3 protein-coding genes are annotated in these 3,789 nt (G+C 62.5%); all 3 read left to right on the top strand.

The features are described from left to right. Nucleotides 1-474 (top strand): (2Fe-2S)-binding protein (locus GOV87_RS20280; RefSeq protein WP_254428862.1); only part of this gene is annotated, 474 nt, incomplete at its 5' end. Nucleotides 475-499: 25 nt separating this feature from the next. Continuing rightward, nucleotides 500-2,860 carry a xanthine dehydrogenase family protein molybdopterin-binding subunit gene (locus GOV87_RS20285; RefSeq protein WP_171123165.1) on the top strand — a complete coding sequence of 787 codons (2,361 nt, stop codon included), beginning with the start codon at nt 500-502 and terminating at the stop codon, nt 2,858-2,860. Nucleotides 2,861-2,955: 95 nt separating this feature from the next. After that, nucleotides 2,956-3,747: a xanthine dehydrogenase family protein subunit M gene (locus GOV87_RS20290; RefSeq protein WP_171121282.1), complete on the top strand. Its 792-nt coding sequence runs from the start codon at nt 2,956-2,958 to the stop codon at nt 3,745-3,747. The last annotated feature ends 42 nt before the right edge of the window (nt 3,748-3,789 follow it).

Genomic DNA, 3,789 nt, shown 5'->3' on the forward strand with positions numbered 1-3,789 from the left:
TCGATGACTGTGAACGGCGTAGCTGTGAGCGGTGAGGTTGAGGGTCGGACGTTGTTGTCTGGTTTTTTGCGCGAGCATTTGTCTTTGACTGGTACGCATGTTGGGTGTGACACGGCGCAATGTGGTGCGTGTGTTGTGCATGTGGATGGTCAGGCTGTGAAGTCGTGCAACATGTTGGCTTTGGAGGCGGATGGAGCCGATGTTGGCACGATTGAGGGTCAGGCCAATGCGGATGGGTCGTTGAACGTGATTCAGCAGGCGTTTCAGGATCATCACGGTCTTCAGTGCGGCTTTTGCACGCCGGGGATGGTGATGAGCGCGGCGGCTTTGCTGAAAGAGAACCCGCGCCCGACGGAAGGAGAGATCCGGCATTACCTGGAGGGCAACCTGTGCCGGTGCACGGGCTATCATAACATCGTCAAGGCGATCATGGCCGCATCTGGTCAGGACGTGAGCAACATCGCCGCCGAATAAGCGGCCCGAGGGAGGAGAACAAGCAATGCCCAAAGACAGTGGCATCGGAGCCAGTTCCAAGCGGCGCGAGGACGTGCGCTTTCTGACCGGAGCAGGCAATTACACCGACGACATCAACGTGGCCGGACAGGCCTATGTGTATTTTCTGCGCTCGGATATCGCGCATGGTAAGATCAACAGCATCGACACCTCGGCGGCCGAGGCCATGCCGGGTGTGGTCAAGGTGTTTACCGGCAAGGATTTCGAAGGGGTGGGCGGCATCCCCTGCGGCTGGGAAGTGACCGACAAGCACGGCGCACCCATGCAGGAACCGGCGCATCCCATTCTGGCACAGGGCAAGGTGCGCCATGTGGGCGATCCCATCGCCGCCGTGGTGGCCGACAGCCTGGCCCAGGCCCGCGATGCGGCCGAGGCGATTGACGTCGACCTCGAGGAACTGCCTGCCGTGATCGACATGAAGGCGGCGGTGCAGGATGGCGCGACGCTGGTCCATGACGATCTGAAGAACAATGTCTGCTATGACTGGCAGTTGGGCGAGACCGACGATGCCAAGGTCAACGAGGTGTTCGCCAATGCGGCCCATGTGACCACGCTGGATCTGGTGAACAACCGTCTGGTTGCCAACCCGATGGAGCCGCGCGTGGCGGTGGCGGAATACAGCCGCGGGACCGAGGATTATACGCTCTATACCACTTCGCAGAACCCGCATGTGATCCGGCTGCTGATGTGTGCCTTTGTGTTGGGCCTGCCCGAGCATAAGGTGCGCGTGGTGGCCCCGGATGTGGGCGGTGGCTTTGGCACCAAGATCTTCCACTATGCGGAAGAGGCGTTTGTGACCTTTGCCGCCAAGGCCTGCAACCGGCCCGTCAAATGGTCGGCCAGCCGGTCCGAGGCGTTCATGTCCGATGCCCATGGCCGCGATCACGTGACCACGATCGAACTGGCGCTGGATGCGGAGAACAACTTTGTCGGGCTGCGCACCAATACGCTGGCCAATATGGGGGCTTATCTGTCGACCTTTGCCAGCTCGGTACCCACATGGCTGCATGGCACGCTGGCGGCGGGCAATTACACCACGCCGGTCATTCAGGTGAACGTCAAGGCGACCTTTACCAACACGGTGCCGGTGGATGCCTATCGCGGCGCGGGCCGGCCCGAGGCGACGTACCAACTGGAGCGCGTGATCGACAAGGCCGCGCGCGAGCTGGGGGTCGATCCGATTGCGCTGCGGCGTCAGAACTTCATCACCCAGTTCCCCTATGACACGCCGGTCGCTCTGACCTATGACACCGGGGACTATAACGGGACCATGGACAAGCTTGAGGCTGCCGCCGATCTGGCGGGCTTTGCCGCGCGGCGTGCGGAAAGCGAGGCCAAGGGCAAGCTGCGGGGCCTGGGCATCAACTGCTATATCGAGGCGTGCGGCATTGCGCCCTCGAACATCGTGGGGATGCTGGGGGCTCGGGCGGGTCTCTATGATGCGGCGACCGTGCGGGTGAATGCTACCGGATCGATCAGTGTCATGGTCGGCGCACACAGCCACGGGCAAGGGCATGAGACTGCCTTCCCGCAGGTTGTGGCCGACATGATCGGCATCGACGAGTCGATGGTCGAGATCGTGCATGGCGATACGTCCAAGATCCCGTTCGGCATGGGCACCTATGGCTCGCGCAGCCTTGCGGTCTGTGGCTCGGCCATGGTCAAGGCCACCGAGAAGGTGATCGACAAGGCCAAGAAGATCGCAGCCCACCTGCTGGAGGCGTCCGAGGCGGATATCGAGCTGAAGGACGGTCAGTTCAGCGTGGCAGGCACCGACAAGTCGGTGGCCTGGGGCGATGTGACCCTGACGGCTTATGTACCGCATAACTACCCGCTGGAAGTCGAGCCGGGGCTGGAGGAGACCGCGTTTTACGACCCGGCCAACTTTACCTTCCCCTCGGGCGCCTATGCCTGCGAGGTCGAGCTGGACCCTGAGACCGGCAAGGTCACCATCGAGGCGTTCACCGCGGCCGATGACTTTGGCAACATCGTCAACCCGATGATCGTGGATGGCCAGGTGCATGGCGGTATCGGTCAGGGCATCGGTCAGGCGCTGCTGGAGAACTGCGCCTATGACGAGAATGGCCAACTGCTGAGTGCGTCCTATATGGACTACGCCATGCCGCGGGCCGATGACGTGCCTTTCTATGGCGTGGATCATTCCAGCCAGACGCCGTGTACGCATAACCCGCTGGGTGTGAAGGGCTGTGGTGAGGCCGGGGCCATCGGCTCGCCCCCCGCTGTGGTCAATGCGGTTCTGGATGCGATGCATTCGGGTGGCAAGGCTGTCGATCACATCGACATGCCGGTGAGCCCGTCGCGCGTCTGGGCGGCGATGAACAGTTGAGAGGTTGGGGTGCGAGGGGCCAGCCCCTCGCGCTCCCCGGGATATTTATAGCCAGATGAAGAACGGATCCGTGTTCTTCGGAAAGGAAATGCGAAATGTACAGTTTCGAGTTTGAGAAGCCTTCGACCATTGCCGATGCGGTTGCCGCATTGGGGGCCGAGGACGCACAGGCGTTGGGCGGGGGGCAGACGCTGATCCCGACGCTGAAGCAGCGGTTGGCGGCCCCTTCGGCGCTGGTATCGCTGGGTGGGATTGCCGAGATGCAGGGCGTGTGCGTCGAGGATGACGGCTCGGTCTCGATCGGTGGGGCCACGCCCCATGCGGTGGTGGCGCGCGAGGCGGCGGGGTCCTATCCTGGGCTGGCGGCTTTGGCCGGGCAAATCGGTGATCCGGCGGTGCGCAATCGCGGCACCATTGGTGGCTCGGTGGCCAACAATGATCCGGCGGCCTGTTATCCGGCGGGCGTGCTGGGATCGGGCGCGACCATTGTGACCAACGCGCGGCAGATCGCGGCGGATGACTTTTTTCAGGGCATGTTCACAACGGCGTTGGACGAGGGCGAGATCATCACCCAGATCCGCTTTCCCGTGCCGCAGGCTGCGAGCTATCAGAAGTTCCTGCAACCTGCGTCGCGCTTTGCGTTGGTCGGCGTCTATCTGGCGCGGTTCGCAGATGGCGTGCGCGTGGCTGTCACCGGCGCCAGCGAGGATGGCGTGTTCCGTTGGTCCGAGGCTGAACAAGCGCTCAACACCGAGTTCCGCCCCGACGCCCTGACCGGCCTGAGCATCAACCCCGCAAACATGATCGGCGACCTGCACGGCAGCAAGGACTACCGCGCCCACCTCGTCAGCGTCATGACTAAACGCGCAATCAACGCCTGCTCGTAACACACCAATAAACCAAGGCCCGGAAACAAAGGGCCTTGGTTA

Source organism: Ruegeria sp. HKCCA5426 (genome assembly GCF_013034585.1).
Lineage (GTDB): Bacteria > Pseudomonadota > Alphaproteobacteria > Rhodobacterales > Rhodobacteraceae > Ruegeria.

Coding starts and splice junctions, on each gene's coding strand:
- GOV87_RS20285 (WP_171123165.1), top strand. CDS start 500: ATGCCCAAAGACAGTGGCATCGGAGCCAGTTCCAAGCGGCGCGAGGAC.
- GOV87_RS20290 (WP_171121282.1), top strand. CDS start 2,956: ATGTACAGTTTCGAGTTTGAGAAGCCTTCGACCATTGCCGATGCGGTT.